The following is a 16,783-nucleotide window of genomic DNA, read 5'->3' as shown; positions in this document are numbered from 1 at the left end:
GAGCCGGCGCACGGCTCACCGCGACGGGACGATGACCCCGGTCAGCCGGCTGATCACCCGCGCGGCCGTGCGCAGGTCCTCGGCCGGCAGGTCCTCGACGACCGCCTCCCAGTGCCGCCGGAAGCCGGTGTCCAGCTCGTCGAGCGCGCGCAGTCCGGCCGGGGTGAGCCGGGTCACCGTCGCGCCGCGCCCGCGGCCCGGGCGCACGCCTTCCACGAGGCCCTCGCGCCCCATGACGGTCAGCAGCCCGCTCACCTGGGAGAGCGGCATGCCCACCACGGTGGCCAGGGTCGCGGCGTCCAGGTCGAGCTCGTCGGCGAGCGTCATCAGCACGCGGTGCCGCTGCACCTGTGGCGAGTCGGCGCCCGCCGTGCGCGCGGCCCGGTCGGCGCGGACCGCGGCCAGGAACCCGTTGATGGCATAGCGCAGGGTTTCGACCGACGCCTCGCGCTCGGCGGGGGTCGCCTCGGCGCCAGACACCTCGACGTCAGGCCGGCACGGCGGCCGGTCCAGCAGGTCTCCGGACACGTCCATCAGCTCCTCACCACTCGCAGGCCTTCCGTACGGTAACCAAACGCACCGCATCCGCAACTCCGGGCACCCGTTCATGGGCATCCATCCCACATGGCAAGACTCGCTGCCCACATTCTGAGATCCGCGTTCGTATCGCGGACGAAGATGGACGCTTTGGCGACTCTCCGCCAAACTTTCGGCATGTCTCGCGCCGGAATCGCCCTCGTTGGTCGACTGCATGTCGACCTCGGACGTATGTCCAGCGCCTTCTGTATGCCGGTCTGAGACCCCCGCCCGCACCATTCGCTGCCGGGCGCGCGGTCGTACCGGCAGCCTGCGTCCTTGCGCCCTCATCCGGCGCGGAGCGGGACCGCCACGTGCGGCGCGCGTCCACCTGACACCCCGTCAAAGGACGCCCCATGGCCACCTCCTCCTCGGCCGCCGGACCCCGCAAGACCTCACGCCATCGCGGCGAGGGGCAGTGGGCGCTCGGCCACCGCGAGCCGCTCAACGCCAATGAGCAGTTCAAGAAGGACGACGACGGCCTCAACGTCCGCGCGCGTATCGAGAACATCTACGCGCACCGAGGCTTCGACTCGATCGACGGCAGCGACCTGCGCGGCCGGATGCGCTGGTGGGGTCTGTACACCCAGCGTAAGCCGGGGATCGACGGCGGCAAGACCGGTGTCCTCGAGCCGCACGAGCTCGACGACGAGTACTTCATGCTCCGCGTCCGCGTCGACGGCGGCCGGCTGAACCTCGCGCAGCTGCGCGCGGTCGCCGAGGTCTCCGAGCGGTACGCCCGCGGCACCGCCGACGTCACCGACCGGCAGAACGTCCAGTACCACTGGATCCGCATCGAGGACGTCCCCGCGATCTGGAAGATCCTCGAGGGCGTCGGCCTCTCCACCACCGAGGCGTGCGGCGACACGCCGCGCGTCGTGCTCGGCTCGCCGGTCGCCGGCATCTCCGCCGAGGAGATCATCGACGGCACGTGGGCGGTCGACGAGATCAACCGCCGCTACATCGGCAAGCCCGAGTACTCGAACCTGCCCCGCAAGTTCAAGTCGGCGATCTCCGGCTCGCCGCTGCTCGACGTCGCCCACGAGATCAACGACATCTCGTTCGTCGGCGTCAACCACCCCGAGCACGGTCCCGGCTTCGACGTGTGGGTCGGCGGCGGCCTGTCCACCAACCCGAAGCTCGCGGTCCGGCTCGGCACCTGGGTGCCGCTCGAGGAGGTGCCCGACGTCTGGGAAGGCGTCATCAGCATCTTCCGCGACTACGGCTACCGCCGGCTGCGCAACCGCGCGCGCCTGAAGTTCCTCGTCGCCGACTGGGGCCCCGAGAAGTTCCGCCAGGTCCTCGAGGACGAGTACCTCAAGCGCAAGCTGGTCGACGGCCCCGCGCCCGAGCAGCCCAGCGGCATCTGGCGCGACCACGTCGGCGTCCACCCGCAGAACGACGGCAAGTTCTACGTCGGCTTCGCGCCGCGCGTGGGCCGTGTGGACGGCGCGACGCTCGGCAAGATCGCCGACCTCGCCGAGGCGCACGGCTCGGACCGGGTCCGCACCACCGTCGAGCAGAAGATGCTCATCCTCGACGTGGCCGAGGACCAGGTGCAGTCGCTGACCGAGGGCCTGGAGGCGCTCGGCCTGCGGGTCAACCCGAGTCCGTTCCGGCGCGGCACGATGGCCTGCACCGGCATCGAGTTCTGCAAGCTCGCGATCGTCGAGACCAAGGGCCGCGGCCAGACGCTGATCGAGGAACTGGAGCAGCGCCTCCCGGACTTCGACCAGCCGCTCACCATCAACATCAACGGCTGCCCGAACGCCTGCGCCCGCATCCAGGTCGCCGACATCGGCCTCAAGGGCCAGCTGGTCCTGGACGACGAGGGCAACCAGGTCGAGGGCTACCAGGTCCACCTGGGCGGCAGCCTCGGCTTCGACCCGGGCTTCGGCCGCAAGGTCCGCGGCCTGAAGGTCACCGCCGCCGGACTGCCGGACTACGTCGAGCGCGTCGTCCGCAACTTCGAGGAGCAGCGCACCGACGGCGAGCGTTTCGCGCAGTGGGCGGCGCGTGCCACGGAGGCCGATCTCTCATGAGCAATGTCGGCGAAGGGACGCAGCGGGCGGTGCCGTTCTACTGCCCCTACTGCGGCGACGAAGACCTCAGGCCGCACGAAGACGGGCATGGCACCTGGTTGTGCGGTGCCTGCCGCCGAGTGTTCGGCCTGAGGTTCGTCGGTCTGGTCCTTTCGCCCTCGCAGCCGACCGCGAAGGAGGGGCATTGACCTCCTCGCCGGCACGGAGCCGACGAGCCCGACGGTCGCCCGTCGGCCTTCCTGCTTCGACGCCGACAGCCCCGGTCGAGAGGACCCCTCGCCGCGGTCTTACATCAGCTCCACAGGCCGCCACCGCCAGCCCGGCGGCCACACACGACGCTAGCCCGGTCGAGTCGCCAAGGTGCCAACTCGGCCGCATGTTCACCCGTTCGGACCACGAGAGGAGGACGAGATGACCGCGACCTACACCGCCGAGGCGCTGGAGCAGCTCGCCCTGAACGCCGGACGCGAGCTCGAGGACGCGACCGCGCAGGAGATCCTGCGCTGGGCGTCCGAGCACTTCGGCTCCCGCTGGTGCGTCACCTCGTCGATGGAGGACGCCGTCGTGGCGCACCTCGCCTCGCGCGTCCAGCCGGGCATCGACGTCGTGTTCCTCGACACCGGCTACCACTTCGCCGAGACGATCGGCACCCGCGACGCGGTCGCCGCCGTCTACCCGGTCAACCTGATCACGCTCACCCCGCGCCAGACGGTCGCCGAGCAGGACGCCGAGTACGGCCCCAAGCTCCACGACCGCGACCCCGACCTGTGCTGCGCGCTCCGCAAGGTCGCGCCGCTGGCCACCGCGCTGGACGGCTACGACGCGTGGGCGACCGGCCTGCGCCGCGACGACTCCCCCGAGCGCGCGGACACCCCGGTCGTCGGCTGGGACGCCAAGAAGCGCAAGGTCAAGATCTCCCCGATCGCGCGCTGGGACCAGGACCAGGTCGACGCCTACGTCCTCGAGCACGGCGTGCTGACCAACCCGCTGCTGATGGACGGCTACGGCTCGATCGGCTGCGAGCCGTGCACCCGCCGGGTCGCCCCCGGCGAGGACGCCCGCGCCGGCCGCTGGGCCGGACGCAACAAGACCGAGTGCGGGATCCACTGATGGCACCACGAACCCGCGCGGCACAGACCGGATCGACCCCGACGGCACCCAGGAGGCGGAAGTGACAACCGCGGTAGAGCTTTCCGCGCCCGGCGCGCTCAGCCACCTCGACGCGCTCGAGGCCGAGGCCGTGCACATCTTCCGCGAGGTCGCGGGCGAGTTCGAGCGGCCGGTGATCCTGTTCTCCGGCGGCAAGGACTCGATCGTCATGCTGCACCTGGCGCGCAAGGCGTTCTGGCCGGCGCAGATCCCGTTCGCGCTGCTGCACGTCGACACCGGGCACAACTTCCCCGAGGTCATCGAGTACCGCGACCGCACGGTCGCCGAGCACGGGCTGCGGCTGTTCGTCGGCCACGTGCAGGAGTTCATCGACAACGGCCGCCTGCAGGAGCGCCCCGACGGGACGCGCAACCCGCTGCAGACCGTGCCGCTGCTCGACGCGATCGAGAAGAACCGCTTCGACGCGGTGTTCGGCGGCGGCCGCCGCGACGAGGAGAAGGCCCGCGCCAAGGAGCGCGTCTTCTCGCTCCGCGACGAGTTCGGCCAGTGGGACCCGCGCCGCCAGCGCCCCGAGCTGTGGAACCTGTACAACGGCCGGCACCGGGTCGGCGAGCACGTGCGCGTGTTCCCGCTGTCCAACTGGACCGAGCTGGACGTGTGGCAGTACATCGAGCGCGAGGAGATCCCCCTCCCGGAGATCTACTTCTCGCACGAGCGCGAGGTGTTCCAGCGCAGCGGCATGTGGCTGGCCCCCGGCGACTGGGGCGGCCCGAAGGGCGACGAGAAGCTCGAGCGCCGCGTCGTCCGCTACCGCACCGTCGGCGACATGAGCTGTACGGGGGCGGTGGAGTCCCCGGCCGCCACGGTGGCCGAGGTGATCGCCGAGATCGCGGTGAGCCGACTGACCGAACGGGGTGCCACGCGCGCGGACGACAAGCTGTCCGAGGCCGCGATGGAGGACCGCAAGCGCGAGGGATATTTCTAGAGATGACCAGTCAGATCAACGGGTCCGCCGAGCACGCGGAGGCGGACGCTTCTGTCGGCCTGCTGCGCCTGGCGACCGCGGGCTCGGTCGACGACGGCAAGTCCACGCTGGTCGGCCGCCTGCTCCACGACTCGAAGTCGGTGCTCTCCGACCAGCTCGAGGCCGTCGAGCGGGTCAGCCGCGACCGCGGCATGGAGGAGGCCGACCTCGCGCTGCTGACCGACGGCCTGCGCGCCGAGCGCGAGCAGGGCATCACCATCGACGTGGCGTACCGCTACTTCGCCACCGCCAAGCGCCGGTTCATCCTCGCCGACACCCCCGGGCACGTGCAGTACACCCGGAACATGGTGACCGGCGCGTCGACCGCCGAGCTCGCGGTCGTGCTGGTGGACGCGCGCAACGGCGTCGTCGAGCAGACCCGCCGGCACGCCGCCGTCGCGGCGCTGCTGCGCGTGCCGCACGTCGTGCTCGCGGTCAACAAGATGGACCTGGTCGACTACGACGAGAGCGTGTTCGCCGCGGTCGCCGACGAGTTCACCGCGTTCGCCCGCGAGTTGGGCGTCCCGGACGTCACCACCATCCCGGTCTCCGCACTGCGCGGCGACAACGTGGTGGACCCGTCCGCGCACATGGACTGGTACGGCGGCCCGACGCTCCTGGAGTTCCTGGAGACCGTCGAGACCGGCGGCCAGGACGAGCACGCCGACGGGCGATTCCCGGTGCAGTACGTGCTGCGCCCGCAGAGCGACGACGAGTTCCGCGACTACCGCGGCTACGCGGGCCAGGTCGCGTCGGGCGTGTTCCGCACCGGCGACCCGGTCGTGGTGCTGCCCTCCGGCGCGCACTCGACCATCGAGGGCATCGACCGGCTCGGCACCACCGTGGACCGTGCGCAGGCCGGCGAGTCGGTCACGATCCGGCTGTCGTCGGACGTCGACGTCTCGCGCGGCGACCTGATCGCGCCCGCCGAGGCCGCACCGGTCGCGACGCAGGACATCGAGGCCACCGTGTGCCACGTCGCCGACAAGCCGCTGCGGCCCGGCGACCGGGTGCTGCTCAAGCACACCACCCGCACGGTGAAGGCGATCGTGAAGGAGATCCCCTACCGCGTCGACATCCAGTCGCTGGAGCGGCAGTCCTCGCCGGGCGAGCTGCACCCCAACGACATCGCGCACGTCGTGCTGCGGACCGCGCAGCCGCTGGCGCTCGACCCGTACGCGGCCGGACGCCGCACCGGGTCCTTCCTCCTCATCGACGAGGCCGACGGCTCCACGCTCACCGCGGGCATGGCCGGTCCGGCGTTCGTCGACCAGGGACGGCGAGGCGGTGAGACGGACTCCGCTACGGAGCGATGTCTGTAGCCGAACCCGGCTCCGGCTGCCATCCGTAGCACAGCCCGTCCGCTGTACGCCGAACTCCGTGCCCCTGCACGGCTTCCCAGGGAAGGTCCCTCATGCCCGCTGCCCGTTTTTCGCGCCGCAGATCCGCACAAACCGTCATATCCCTCGCGATCGTTCCGCTGCTCGCGCTCGCCACCGCGTGCGGCTACGGCAGCGACAAGAAGGACGACAAGACGCAGCCCGCCGCCGGTGCCCAGAGCCCCGGCGCGGCCTCGTCCTCGGCCAAGGGCACCTCGGCCTCCGAGCTCCGGCTCGGCTTCTTCGCGAACGTCACGCACGCGACTCCGCTGGTCGGCCTCAAGGAGGGCTTCTACGCCAAGGAGCTCGGCGGCACGAAGATCAGCACGCAGGTCTTCAACGCCGGCCCGGCCGCGATCGAGGCGCTCAAGGGCGGTTCGATCGACGCGACCTACATCGGCCCCAACCCGTCGATCTCCGGCTTCACGTCGACGAACGGCGACCTGCTGCGCATCGTCGCGGGCACGACGTCCGGCGGCGCCTCGCTCGTCGTCAAGCCGGGCATCAACTCGGCGGCCGACCTCAAGGGCAAGAAGATCGCGTCGCCGCAGCTCGGCGGCACGCAGGACGTCGCGGTCCGCGCCTGGCTCAAGGCCCAGGGCCTGAGCACGGACACCAAGGGCGGCGGCGACGTCAGCATCGTCCCGACCGACAACGCGCAGACGCTGGCGCTGTTCAAGACCGGTGAGCTGGACGGCGGCTGGCTGCCCGAGCCGTGGGCGACCCGGCTCGTCCAGGAGGCCGGCGCCAAGGTGCTGGTCGACGAGCGCACGCTGTGGCCCGAGGGCAAGTTCGTCACCACGAACCTGGTCGTCCGCAAGAAGTTCCTCGAGGACCACCCGGACACCGTCGAGGCGCTCGTCAAGGGCCAGCTCGCCACGACGGACTGGATCAACGCCAACCCGGACAAGGCGAAGGCCGACGTCAACGACCAGCTGACGGCCTTCACCCAGAAGGGTCTTCCGCCCGCGGTCATCGACGCCGCGTGGAAGAACATCGAGGTCACCAACGACCCGCTGGCCGCCTCGCTGCTCAAGCTCAAGGACGACGGTGTCAAGGTCGGCGTCACCAAGGACGCGGACATCAAGGGCATCTACGACCTGACGATCCTCAACAAGCTCCTCGCCGCGGGCGGCAAGCCGGCCGTGAACGACGCGGGGCTCGGCAAGAAGTAGACACGGCTCGGGGCGGGGCCCAAAAGGCCCCGCCCCGGCGTCGTCCACACGACGACCAGCGCAGTTCCAGCAAGGACGACCACCGGGAAGGGTGGACGCGATGTCCCAGACAGTGCACGAGCAGCCGGTGACGGCGGCCGCCACGGCGGTCGACGCCGCACGCACCGCGCGCGGGAACGACGACGCCTACGCCGTCCGCCTGTCCAACGTGAGCAAGAGCTTCGGCCGCGGCGGCGCGCCGGTCCTCGACGGCATCGACCTCACCGTGAAGCCGGGCGAGTTCGTCTGCCTGCTCGGCGCGTCCGGGTGCGGCAAGTCCACGCTCCTCAACCTCATCGCGAACCTCGACAAGCCCAGCGCCGGCACCATCGACCTCAAGAGCGGCCGCCCCGCGCTGATGTTCCAGGACCACGCGCTGTTCCCGTGGCTCAAGGCCGGCAAGAACATCGAACTCGCGCTCAAGCTGCGCGGCGTGCCGCGCGACCAGCGCCGCGCCGAGGCGGAGAAGCTGCTCGCGCTGGTGCGCCTGGACACCGCGTACGACAAGCGCGTGCACGAGCTGTCCGGCGGTATGCGGCAGCGCGTCGCGCTCGCCCGCGCGCTCGCGCAGTCGGGCGACGTGCTGCTGATGGACGAGCCGTTCGCCGCGCTCGACGCCATCACCCGCGACGTCCTCCACGACGAACTCACCCGCATCTGGGCCGACACCGGCCGCTCGGTCGTGTTCGTGACGCACAACGTGCGCGAGGCGGTGCGGCTGGCGCAGCGCGTCGTGCTGCTGTCCTCCCGACCGGGCCGTATCGCGCGCGAGTGGACCATCGACATCCCGCAGCCGCGCCGCATCGAATCGCCCGACGTGTCCGCGCTGTCCATCGAGATCACCGACCACCTGCGAGGGGAGATCCGCCGCCATGGCAAGCACTGACCTGACGAAGCCGGCCGAGGCGGAGGACCACGCCCCCGGTGCCCGCGAGGACGTCGCGGGCCTGGAGGCCGGCCTCGACGCGCTGGAGACCTACGAGTCCGAGCGCACGCCTATCTGGCGGACCCTGGTCTCCAAGGTCCTCCCGCCCGCCCTCGCGATCGCGTTCCTGCTGCTCGTATGGCAGATCGCCTACTGGGCCGAGATCAAGCCCGACTACGCGCTGCCGCGTCCGCTGGACGTGTGGGACGCGTTCATGAAGACCTGGCGCGAGGGCGAGACCCTCGACATCCTCTGGGTCAGCCTCGAACGCGCCGCGATCGGCTTCGTCATGGCGATCGCCATCGCCACGCCGCTCGGCCTCGTCGTCGCGCGGGTGAAGTGGATCCGCGCGGCGATCGGCCCGCTGCTGTCCGGGCTGCAGTCGCTTCCGTCCGTCGCCTGGGTGCCGCCGGCCGTCATCTGGTTCGGCCTCAACAACAGCGCCATCTACGCGGTCGTGCTGCTGGGCGCCGTGCCGTCGATCGCGCAGGGCATCATCTCGGGCGTCGACCAGGTCCCGCCGCTGTTCATCCGGGCCGGCCGGGTGCTGGGCGCGACCGGCCTGCTGGGCGTGTGGCACGTGCTGCTGCCCGCGTCGCTGCCGGGCTACCTCGCCGGGCTCAAGCAGGGCTGGGCGTTCACCTGGCGCTCGCTGATGGCCGCCGAGCTGATCGCCGCGTCGCCCGACCTCGGGTACGGTCTCGGCCAGTACCTCAACCAGGGCCGCGACCTCGGCGACATGCCCATGATGCTCAGTGCCGTCTTCATGATCCTGATCGTCGGCATCGGCATCGACCTGCTGCTCTTCTCCCCGCTGGAGAAGCTCGTGCTCCGCCAGCGCGGACTGCTCGTCAACAAGTAGGCACCACCAGGCAAGGAACCGATCGTTGTCCACCGCACCCGCACTGCTCGCCGTCGCGCACGGCAGCAGGGACCCGCGCCACGAGGCGACCGTCGCGTCGCTCGCGGCGCGGGTGCGGCACGCCCGCCCGGGGCTGCGGGTCGAGGTGGCCTACCTGGACCACTGCGGGCCGCGGGTGCCGGACGCGCTCGCCGCGCTGGCCGCCGACGGCGTCCGCGAGGCGGTCGCGGTGCCGCTGCTGCTGTCCGCCGCGTACCACGCCAAACACGACGTCCCGGCGATGCTCGACGCCGGACGCCAACTGCGCCTGACGGTGGGCCAAGCCGCCCCGCTGGGGCCGCACCCGCTGCTGGTCGAGGCCATGGAACGCCGGCTGCGCGCGGCCGGCGTGTGGCCCGGCGACGACGCGTACGGTGTCGTCCTCGCCTCCGCGGGCTCCACCGACCCCGCCGCCAACGCCGCCCTCACGGACGTCGCCCGCGCGTGGCGCCGCACCGGCTGGTCCTCCGTCGTCACGGCCTACGCCTCGGCCCTGACCCCCGCCGTCGGCGACGCCGTCCGGGCGCTCCGCGACACCGGCGCCGAACGCGTCGCCGTGGCCACCTACATGCTCGCCCCGGGCCTCCTCCCCGACCGCATCGCCGCCCAGGCCGCGGCCGCCGGCGCCGACGTCGTCACCGCCCCGCTGGGCGACACCCCGGAACTGGCCGCGCTGGCCCTCCACCGGTTCGACGAGGCCACCCGGCTGCGCCACCCGCTCTCCGCGTGACCGGCACCACCCCGACTGCCGTGCCGCGCCTACCCCTTCAGCCCTTTGACGGATCGCTGACGCCGGACCGCGGCGAGTCGTCGGCCGACCGCCGTTAGGATCCCTGGCGTGATCGATACTGCCGCGGCCGAGCGCGCCATCCTCGCGCGGGCCTGTCTGAGCGCGGGGGTCGACCCCGCGCTGGCGGATGACGCGGAGCTCCTGGCCTACGGCGAGAACGCGGTGTTCGCGTTGCGGCGGGGCGGGCTGGTCGTCCGGATCGCGCGCGGCGCGCACCTGATGGCGCGGGCCGCGCGGGAGGTCGAGGTCGCGCGGTGGCTCACCGGGCTGGGCTTCCCCACCGTGCGTCCGGCCGAGGCGGTCGCGGAGCAGCCGATAGAGGTCGCCGAACGGCCCGTCACGTTCTGGGAGCTGCTGCCGCCGCCCGAGCGGGAGCCCGACGTCAAGGACCTGGCACGGCTGCTCAAGCGGCTGCACGCGCTGCCCGAGCCGCCGTTCGCGCTGCCGCCGCGGGAGCCGCTCGGGCTCGTCGAGACCTGGCTGGACTCGGCGGACGCCGCGGTGCACCTCGACGACCGCCGGTTCCTGCTCGACCGGAAGAAGGCGCTGGAGGCCGCGTTCGCCGCGGTCGTGCCGGTGCTCCCGCCGGGCGTCATCCACGGCGACGCGCTGCTGCGCAACGTCGGCGTGCACGGCGGCCGGGCGTACCTGCTGGACCTGGAGAACGTCTCGTCGGACCTGCGCGAGCTGGACCTGATCCTGACCCCGATGGCGGCGGTCCGCTACGGCCTGCCCGACGGCTCCGTCAAGCGCTTCACCGACAAGTACGGCTTCGACGTGACGGCGTGGGACGGCTACCCGGTGCTCCGCGCCGTGCGCGAACTGGCCGCCACGGCCTGGGTCGCGCAGCACGTGCCGGGCAATCCGGCCGCCGAGGAGGAGTTCGAGCACCGGGTGCGCTGTCTGCGCGAAGGCGACACCGAGGCCCGCTGGCACGCGTTCTGAGCCCGCTGTGAGCACATATCCGGACGCGCAATTGGGTGGACAGCACCGCGGAGGCGGCCGACCATGGGCGCCATGCTGACCACGCTGCTCGCCTTCCTCGGTGCCTGCCTGATCGTCGCGGCCGCTCCCGGCCCGAGCACGATGCTGATCATCAAGCAGTCGCTGCGCAGCAGGCGGGCCGGCTTCCTGACGGTGCTGGGCAACGAGACCGGCGTGTTCGTGTGGGGTGTCTGCGCGGCGTTCGGGCTGACCGCGCTGCTCGCGGCGTCGCAGGTGGCGTACGACGTGATGCGGATCGTCGGCGCGGTCGTGCTGCTGTGGTTCGGCGTCCAGACACTGCGCGCGGCCCGCAAGGGCGAGGCGCACGAGGCCGAGTCGGACGAGGCCGAGGGCAAGACGGGGTGGGCCGCGTACCGCGGCGGGCTGTTGCTGAACCTCGCCAACCCGAAGGCGGCGGTCTTCGCGATGTCGTTCCTGCCGCAGTTCGTGCCGTCCGGCGCGCCGCAACTGCCGACGATGGTGCTACTGGCAGGCGTCTGGGCGGTGTTCGAGATCGGCTACTACGGCATGTACGTGTGGTTCGTGGGCCGGATGCGCGGGATCATCTCGCGCCGAAACGTCCGCAAGCGCCTCGAACAGGTCTCGGGCGGCGTGCTGTTGCTACTGGGCGTGCGTATGGCGGTCGAAAGCTGAGATTTGCCTCCACGATGTGAGACGGCAACGGGCCGGTGGTTCATACCTGCGGGGGTTTCGCGTACGATAACGGTCATGACACGGAGGATGCTGACCCGGCGCCTCGCGGTTGACTACTGCCGCGTGTGCAGCTGCGTGTGTCCGGCTTGCTGACGATTCGTCACCTTCAAGCCGTCTGATTCCTTGGTCTTTTCGACCGTTCTCTTCCACGTTCACTTTCCGCCGCCGGACGCCTGATCGCCGGGCGCGCTTTCGCGCGCCCGCCGCGGATCGGCTCCTGCGGCACGCCCTGAAGGGACCCGCCGCGCCATGGCGTTCGCCACTCTGCACCTGCCCACGCCCACGACCGCGCTGACCGACTTCGACATCGTCCTCGAGGACGACGGTCTGATGCTCGACCTGGCCGGCCGCACCGCGACCGTCGACGGCCGCACGCTGCAGCTCACGTTCCTCGAATTCGGGCTGCTCGCCCACCTGTTGGGCAACCCGCGCCGGGTCTTCACGCGCCGCCAACTGATGGACGCCGTGTGGGGCTACCCGGACTCCGGCGAGGGCCGCACGGTCGACGTGCACGTCGCTCGGCTGCGCCGCAAGGTCGGCACGCGGCACAAGCGCCGACTGTCGACGGTCCACCGGGTCGGCTACAAGTACCTGCCCACCGCCGCCTGATGGTCTGACCGTTGCGCGGAACCGGCGGGCGCACCCGTCACGCGGTGCGCTTGCCGGCCGCCCACAACTGGTCGAACTCCTCCTGGAACAAGGCGAACAGGCCGCGCTGCGGAGCCGCCGGGTCCGCCTCGGCGCGCAGCACGAACGACGGCGACTCGACACCGCGCGAACGCCGCAGGTACGGCTGCACGACCGCGACGTCGCCGTCCACGAGGTAGGCGTTGAACCGCGGCGTCTCCTCGTACACCCGGATCTCGATGCGGTTCGGCTCGGCCAGCTTCGCGCGGATCTTGCGGGCGTGGAGGATGTTGAGTGTGGTCAAGCGCGACAGTATGCCCCGCTTGACGCCCTCCTCCTTCTCGCGCGTGCGCATCGCGTCGCCCGCGGGGTTGAGGAACAGCATGCGCACCCGGCAGCCGGCCGCGGTGAGCCGGTGCAGTTCGCGGCCCGAGTAGTTCTGGCACAGCAGGTTCAGGGACACGCCCATCGCGTCGATGGTGTGCGCCTCGCCGACCAGGTCGGCCACGGGCAGCTTGCGCTGCAGCGCCGAGCGGTCGGGGAAGACCGCGACCAGGTCGGCGTAGCGGCCCGCGAACAGCTCCTCGACGGCGTCCAGCGCGAGCCGCTCGCCGGCGTGCCGGCCGAGCCGCCCGTCGAGCTCGGCGAGCACGCGCGTGCAGGCCCGCTCGACCTGGCGCAGCACGTCCGGCGACAGCACACGGTTGCGCGCCACGATGTGCCGGCCGATCTCGACCTCCTCCAGCGCGCGCTCGAGGGCGCGCCGGTCGGTCAGGTACGGCGCGAAGCACCACCAGTTGCGCACCACCAGCTCGCGCAGCTGGGGCAACGTCAGAAAGGCCACCAGGTCGTCGTCGGCGGGGTCCACGATGTAGCCGCGGCGGCGGCTCATCTCCCGTACCGCCTCGGCGCGTTCGACCCACTCGCTCTGGGTGGGGCCGGCCGCCGCGACGACCCACGCGCCGTCGTCGTGGCCGAGGTGCACGGAGTGCGGGTCGGCGGTGCCGTAGACCGGTTGGAGCACCTGGCGGACCACGGCGCGCAGGCGCTGCTCGACGAGGTTGAGGTAGACGTACGCGCGGCCGGCGCGGCGGGCCCGCAGCAGCGCGTCCTCCCAGTCGTGCTCGGCCCACGACAGGTCGCCGGGCTCCGACGGGTCGGGCATCAGGGGGCCGGGGCCGCCGGGCGGGGGCGGGCCGCCTCCGTCGAGCCGGGGCAGGGTGCCGTCGTCGACGGCGCTGCGCGGGCCGGGCAGCGGCACCCGGGGCGGGTTGCCGTATCCGGCACGGGTGTTGGCCGGGTCCGGGCCGCGGACGGGCTCCTCGGGCGCGGTGGGGTCCGGTACGTCCTCCCCCGGCCCGGTCGCCCCGTCCGGTCCCACACGCGAGGAGTCGGGCAGGTCGTCCGGCTCCGGTGTGGGAGGGATCGGGCCCAGGTCGGTCATCAGCGTCCCCAATCGCATGATCGCATCGTCGATGGTGTCCCGGTCGCCCCGTGGTCGTTCCGTCGGCACCCCGCCCGTCGCGGTTCGGAACCGGTTGAGCGTACTTCAGTCGGATGGCGCGACCCGCCGTATACGCGCGTCAACGGTACGCGCAGTTAAGGAAATCCGACCCGGCACGGGGCTTGGTCCGGTGGGCTTAATCGCCGCGACACGTCGCCTCCAGAGCACTTCATCATGATGTTTCTCGGCCTCTCTGGGCAATCATTGCCAGCAGTCCACGGACCGATGCATGACCGGTGAGGGTGCTCCCTCAAGTCGCGGCCGAAGCCTGCCCGGATGAAACCGCGCGCGACCCCCGCCCGTGTATACGGACAGACAAATCGGTGGCACCAGGAGGTCGCCATGATCGCCACGCCCAGCACCGAGACCACCGCCCGCGCGACGGGCGTCGACGACGAGTTCGACCGCTACCGGCACGTCGTCGCCGAGATCTTCGAACGGCACCACCGCGGCCCCGACGCCGGCGGCCGCGCCGCCTGCGCCTGCGGGGCGGAGTGGCCGTGCCGGCAGGAGCTGCTCGCCGCCGAACTGCTCGACTGGATCTGACCGCGGCCTGCTCGCGTCCTGCTCGCCGTCTGCTCGCGACCTGACCGCGGGCCGACCGCGGCCGGATCCGTCGGATCCCAAGACGCCTCCGCGCGAAACGGGATCCACCCATCCGGGGGAAGGCGGCGCGGAACGCGCGCATACCGCGGGCGTGGTAGGCGAGGATGGCCTGGCCCACGCTCGCGTCCGCGCGTCGACCACGGCGGCGCGGGCCCGACGACCGACACACGACAGGTTCCCCATGCAGGTCTGGCCCGGACGCCCGTACCCCCTGGGCGCCACCTATGACGGCGCCGGCACGAACTTCGCCGTGTTCTCCGAGGCCGCGCAGCGCGTCTGGCTCTGCCTCGTCGACGACGACGGCGGCGAGACCCGGGTGGAGCTGCGCGAGACCGACGCCTTCGTGCGGCACGCGTACCTGCCCGGCATCCAGCCAGGGCAGCGGTACGGCTACCGCGTCCAGGGTCCCTTCGACCCGGCCTCGGGCAACCGCTGCAACCCGCACAAGTTCCTGCTCGACCCGTACGCCAAGGCGATGTCGGGCGAGGTGCGCTGGCACGAGTCCGTGTACGGCTACTCGTTCGACCACCCGGACCTGCCGGGCGAGGGCGACTCGGGCCCGTACATGAGCACCTCGGTCGTGGTGAACCCCTACTTCGACTGGGGCAACGACCGCCCGCCGCGGATCGAGTACCACGACACCGTCATCTACGAGGCGCACGTCAAGGGCCTGACCCAGATGCACCCGGGCCTGCCCGAGGAGATCCGCGGCACCTACGCGGCGCTCGGCCACCCCGTCGTCATCGACCACCTCGTCGACCTGGGCGTCACGGCGATCGAGCTGATGCCGGTGCACCAGTTCGTGCACGACCACCGGCTCACCCGGCTCGGCATGCGCAACTACTGGGGCTACAACACCATCGGGTTCTTCGCGCCGCACAACGCGTACTCCTCGACCGGGGAGCGCGGCCAGCAGGTGCAGGAGTTCCGGTCGATGGTCAAGTCGCTGCACGCGGCCGGCATCGAGGTCATCCTCGACGTCGTCTACAACCACACCGCCGAGGGCAACCACCTCGGGCCCACGCTGTCGTTCCGCGGCCTGGACAACCAGTCGTACTACCGGCTCGCCGACGACAAGCGGTACTACCTCGACACCACCGGCACCGGGAACTCGCTGCTGATGCGCAGCCCGCACGTGCTGCAGCTGATCATGGACTCGCTGCGGTACTGGGTGACCGACATGCACGTCGACGGCTTCCGCTTCGACCTCGCGGCCACCCTGGCACGGCAGTTCCACGAGGTCGACCGGCTGTCCTCGTTCTTCGACGTCGTCCAGCAGGACCCCGTCGTCTCACAGGTCAAGCTCATCGCCGAACCGTGGGACGTCGGCGAGGGCGGCTACCAGGTGGGCAACTTCCCGCCGCTGTGGACCGAGTGGAACGGCAAGTACCGCGACACCGTCCGCGACTTCTGGCGCGGCGAGGAGCGCACGCTGGCCGAGCTCGGCTCCCGGCTGACCGGCTCCTCCGACCTGTACCAGGACGACGGGCGCCGGCCCCTCGCCTCCATCAACTTCGTGACCTGCCACGACGGCTTCACGATGCGCGACCTCGTCTCCTACAACGACAAGCACAACGAGGCCAACGGCGAGGACAACCGGGACGGCGAGAGCTACAACCGGTCCTGGAACTGCGGCACCGAGGGCACCACCGAGGACCCGGCGGTGCTCACCCTGCGCGCCCGGCAGCAGCGCAACATGATGGCCACCCTGCTGCTGTCGCAGGGCGTGCCGATGATCGCGCACGGCGACGAGTTCGGCCGCACCCAGGGCGGCAACAACAACGCGTACTGCCAGGACAGCGAACTGGCCTGGGTGCACTGGCCCGACAAGGACGCCCCGCCCGGCGAGCTGCACGCGTTCACCCGCATGCTCACCCGGCTGCGGCACAAGCACCCGGTCTTCCGGCGCCGCCGGTTCTTCCACGGGCGGCCGGTGCAGGGCACCCACGACGACCTGTCCGACATCGCGTGGTTCACGCCGTCCGGCGACGAGATGACCGACGCCGACTGGCGGGAGGCGACCGCCAAGTCGCTGGCGGTCTTCCTCAACGGCAACGCGATCAGCGAGCCCGACCACCGCGGCCAGCCGATCGCGGACGACTCCTTCCTGCTGCTGTTCAACGCGTCGCACGAGGACCTGGCGTTCCACATCCCCCTCAACCACGGCGCCCAGTGGACCGTCCTGATCGACACCGCCGACGCCGGCTGCGCGACCCGCGACCCGAAGGACCGCCCCGTCGTCCAGGCCGGCGAACCCTGGCACGTCCCGGCCCGCGCGATGGCCCTCCTGCGCCGCCCCCGCGCCTAGGGCGTATCTGGTGGATCTTGGTGCCGCTCACGTTGCGCCAGGCCCGGGACAAGGCCCGGCGTGCGGTGCCAGGCGGCGT

The 16,783-nt window shown here is 71.5% G+C and carries 17 protein-coding genes; 15 read left to right on the top strand and 2 right to left on the bottom strand.

The genetic code is table 11. The annotated features are described in order from the left end of the window. Positions 1-15 precede the first annotated feature (15 nt). Complete coding sequence (locus tag QI554_RS03245; protein WP_281465559.1) at positions 16-534, bottom strand: MarR family winged helix-turn-helix transcriptional regulator; 519 nt, start codon at positions 532-534, stop codon at positions 16-18. Between the two features lie 90 nt (positions 535-624). On the opposite strand from QI554_RS03245, the gene QI554_RS43515 reads away from it, so the two are divergent. The 13 genes from QI554_RS43515 to QI554_RS03185 all read left to right on the top strand — a co-directional run bounded on the left by QI554_RS43515 (position 625) and on the right by QI554_RS03185 (position 12,268). Next, positions 625-798, top strand: a complete 174-nt coding sequence (locus QI554_RS43515; RefSeq protein WP_425527905.1) for a putative leader peptide — start codon at positions 625-627, stop codon at positions 796-798. Positions 799-932: 134 nt separating this feature from the next. Continuing rightward, positions 933-2,618 (top strand): nitrite/sulfite reductase, encoded by a 1,686-nt coding sequence (locus tag QI554_RS03240; protein ID WP_281465557.1) that lies wholly within the window; start codon positions 933-935, stop codon positions 2,616-2,618. Further along, entirely contained in the window at positions 2,615-2,806 is a 192-nt protein-coding gene (locus tag QI554_RS03235; protein ID WP_281465555.1) for a hypothetical protein, read from the top strand. Before QI554_RS03240 ends, QI554_RS03235 begins: the two co-directional genes overlap by 4 nt. A gap of 223 nt (positions 2,807-3,029) precedes the next feature. Next, positions 3,030-3,728: a phosphoadenylyl-sulfate reductase gene (locus QI554_RS03230; RefSeq protein ID WP_281465553.1), complete on the top strand. Its 699-nt coding sequence runs from the start codon at positions 3,030-3,032 to the stop codon at positions 3,726-3,728. A gap of 61 nt (positions 3,729-3,789) precedes the next feature. Next, positions 3,790-4,713: a sulfate adenylyltransferase subunit CysD gene (cysD, locus tag QI554_RS03225; protein WP_281465551.1), complete on the top strand. Its 924-nt coding sequence runs from the start codon at positions 3,790-3,792 to the stop codon at positions 4,711-4,713. A gap of 2 nt (positions 4,714-4,715) precedes the next feature. Beyond that, entirely contained in the window at positions 4,716-6,074 is a 1,359-nt protein-coding gene (locus QI554_RS03220; RefSeq protein WP_281465548.1) for a sulfate adenylyltransferase subunit 1, read from the top strand. A gap of 92 nt (positions 6,075-6,166) precedes the next feature. Beyond that, positions 6,167-7,306 carry an ABC transporter substrate-binding protein gene (locus tag QI554_RS03215; RefSeq protein ID WP_281465546.1) on the top strand — a complete coding sequence of 380 codons (1,140 nt, stop codon included), beginning with the start codon at positions 6,167-6,169 and terminating at the stop codon, positions 7,304-7,306. Between the two features lie 100 nt (positions 7,307-7,406). Beyond that, a complete protein-coding gene (locus tag QI554_RS03210) occupies positions 7,407-8,231 on the top strand; it encodes an ABC transporter ATP-binding protein (protein ID WP_281465544.1) in 825 nt (274 codons plus the stop codon). After that, the gene (locus QI554_RS03205; RefSeq protein ID WP_281465542.1) at positions 8,218-9,132 is read left to right on the top strand and encodes an ABC transporter permease; all 915 of its coding nucleotides are present in this window, start codon (positions 8,218-8,220) and stop codon (positions 9,130-9,132) included. The genes QI554_RS03210 and QI554_RS03205 overlap by 14 nt, the downstream gene beginning before the upstream one ends. A 25-nt stretch (positions 9,133-9,157) precedes the next feature. Beyond that, positions 9,158-9,901, top strand: a complete 744-nt coding sequence (locus QI554_RS03200) for a sirohydrochlorin chelatase (RefSeq protein ID WP_281465540.1) — start codon at positions 9,158-9,160, stop codon at positions 9,899-9,901. Positions 9,902-10,009: 108 nt separating this feature from the next. Next, entirely contained in the window at positions 10,010-10,906 is an 897-nt protein-coding gene (locus tag QI554_RS03195; protein ID WP_425527904.1) for an aminoglycoside phosphotransferase family protein, read from the top strand. 72 nt (positions 10,907-10,978) lie between these two features. Continuing rightward, positions 10,979-11,599, top strand: a complete 621-nt coding sequence (locus QI554_RS03190) for a LysE family translocator (protein ID WP_281465709.1) — start codon at positions 10,979-10,981, stop codon at positions 11,597-11,599. A 309-nt stretch (positions 11,600-11,908) separates the two neighbouring features. Beyond that, on the top strand, positions 11,909-12,268 hold the full coding sequence (locus tag QI554_RS03185) for a winged helix-turn-helix domain-containing protein (protein ID WP_425527903.1): 360 nt from the start codon (positions 11,909-11,911) through the stop codon (positions 12,266-12,268). Positions 12,269-12,305: 37 nt separating this feature from the next. On the opposite strand, the gene QI554_RS03180 is transcribed toward QI554_RS03185, so the two are convergent. Further along, positions 12,306-13,748, bottom strand: coding sequence for an SAV2148 family HEPN domain-containing protein (locus tag QI554_RS03180; RefSeq protein ID WP_281465538.1), 1,443 nt, complete (start codon positions 13,746-13,748; stop codon positions 12,306-12,308). A 384-nt stretch (positions 13,749-14,132) separates the two neighbouring features. Here QI554_RS03180 and QI554_RS03175 point away from each other — a divergent pair, with 384 nt between their 5' ends. Together QI554_RS03175 and glgX are read left to right on the top strand one after the other, a co-directional pair. After that, positions 14,133-14,336: a hypothetical protein gene (locus QI554_RS03175; RefSeq protein WP_281465536.1), complete on the top strand. Its 204-nt coding sequence runs from the start codon at positions 14,133-14,135 to the stop codon at positions 14,334-14,336. A 241-nt stretch (positions 14,337-14,577) separates the two neighbouring features. Beyond that, positions 14,578-16,704 carry a glycogen debranching protein GlgX gene (gene glgX / locus QI554_RS03170; RefSeq protein WP_281465533.1) on the top strand — a complete coding sequence of 709 codons (2,127 nt, stop codon included), beginning with the start codon at positions 14,578-14,580 and terminating at the stop codon, positions 16,702-16,704. Positions 16,705-16,783 lie beyond the last annotated feature (79 nt).

The sequence above is a fragment of the Yinghuangia seranimata genome (assembly GCF_029953285.1).
Classification (GTDB): domain Bacteria; phylum Actinomycetota; class Actinomycetes; order Streptomycetales; family Streptomycetaceae; genus Yinghuangia; species Yinghuangia seranimata.
The sequence above is the reverse complement of the archived record's forward strand: the minus strand, read 5'-3'. Positions and strand labels throughout refer to the sequence as shown.

Excerpts from the sequence above, each read along its gene's own strand:
- QI554_RS03245 (WP_281465559.1), bottom strand. The coding sequence starts at position 534 with ATGGACGTGTCCGGAGACCTGCTGGACCGGCCGCCGTGCCGGCCTGAC.
- QI554_RS43515 (WP_425527905.1), top strand. The coding sequence starts at position 625 with ATGGCAAGACTCGCTGCCCACATTCTGAGATCCGCGTTCGTATCGCGG.
- QI554_RS03240 (WP_281465557.1), top strand. The coding sequence starts at position 933 with ATGGCCACCTCCTCCTCGGCCGCCGGACCCCGCAAGACCTCACGCCAT.
- QI554_RS03235 (WP_281465555.1), top strand. The coding sequence starts at position 2,615 with ATGAGCAATGTCGGCGAAGGGACGCAGCGGGCGGTGCCGTTCTACTGC.
- QI554_RS03230 (WP_281465553.1), top strand. The coding sequence starts at position 3,030 with ATGACCGCGACCTACACCGCCGAGGCGCTGGAGCAGCTCGCCCTGAAC.
- QI554_RS03220 (WP_281465548.1), top strand. The coding sequence starts at position 4,716 with ATGACCAGTCAGATCAACGGGTCCGCCGAGCACGCGGAGGCGGACGCT.
- QI554_RS03215 (WP_281465546.1), top strand. The coding sequence starts at position 6,167 with ATGCCCGCTGCCCGTTTTTCGCGCCGCAGATCCGCACAAACCGTCATA.
- QI554_RS03210 (WP_281465544.1), top strand. The coding sequence starts at position 7,407 with ATGTCCCAGACAGTGCACGAGCAGCCGGTGACGGCGGCCGCCACGGCG.
- QI554_RS03205 (WP_281465542.1), top strand. The coding sequence starts at position 8,218 with ATGGCAAGCACTGACCTGACGAAGCCGGCCGAGGCGGAGGACCACGCC.
- QI554_RS03190 (WP_281465709.1), top strand. The coding sequence starts at position 10,979 with ATGCTGACCACGCTGCTCGCCTTCCTCGGTGCCTGCCTGATCGTCGCG.
- QI554_RS03185 (WP_425527903.1), top strand. The coding sequence starts at position 11,909 with ATGGCGTTCGCCACTCTGCACCTGCCCACGCCCACGACCGCGCTGACC.
- QI554_RS03180 (WP_281465538.1), bottom strand. The coding sequence starts at position 13,748 with ATGCGATTGGGGACGCTGATGACCGACCTGGGCCCGATCCCTCCCACA.
- QI554_RS03175 (WP_281465536.1), top strand. The coding sequence starts at position 14,133 with ATGATCGCCACGCCCAGCACCGAGACCACCGCCCGCGCGACGGGCGTC.
- glgX (WP_281465533.1), top strand. The coding sequence starts at position 14,578 with ATGCAGGTCTGGCCCGGACGCCCGTACCCCCTGGGCGCCACCTATGAC.